Consider the following 511-nt stretch of genomic DNA (forward strand, 5'->3'; position numbering starts at 1 on the left):
CTTGTCGAGGTATTGATGAGGAGTGTTGAAAATATCGGTCGTATGGAAACCCGTGCTGCTCGAATGACCGATGCTTTTCTTGTTGGCCTCGACCTTCGGGAACATCTCGGGCTCGGCAAGTCACTACTTGAAGCGTTCGAAGAACTTGAAATTCGGCTTGAGACGCTTGAAGACGGCTATCCTGAGTGGCATCCAGCATCGTACCCATTTCAGGGAATACTCAAGCTCTTCTTCTACCGCGAAATCACTGGAAACAGCTATCGGAAACTCTCCGGCTACCATGAACTCGCCTCAGCGTGTGGTCTCGACCGTATGCCTGATGTGTCGGTCTTGTCGAGAACGTGGCGTAATCGCTTCGACACAGTCACTCGTGAGTTTGTCGAACGAGGCGCACATCTACTCGTCAAAAATATCCACGATTTCGGTCCATCTGTTGCTGAAGTACGTCCTAAGCACGAAGTCCTCGATTTCGAAGAACGTGGCTCAGGGGAGTCTGGTAATGGAGAAGAAC

General features: G+C 50.7%; 1 pseudogene. It reads left to right on the top strand.

The annotated features are described in order from the left end of the window. Positions 1–42: 42 nt before the first annotated feature. A pseudogene (locus DVK06_RS17255) lies at positions 43–511 on the top strand (transposase); the annotation flags it as partial.

This window comes from Halorubrum sp. Atlit-28R (assembly GCF_003665955.1).
GTDB classification, from domain to species: domain Archaea; phylum Halobacteriota; class Halobacteria; order Halobacteriales; family Haloferacaceae; genus Halorubrum; species Halorubrum tropicale.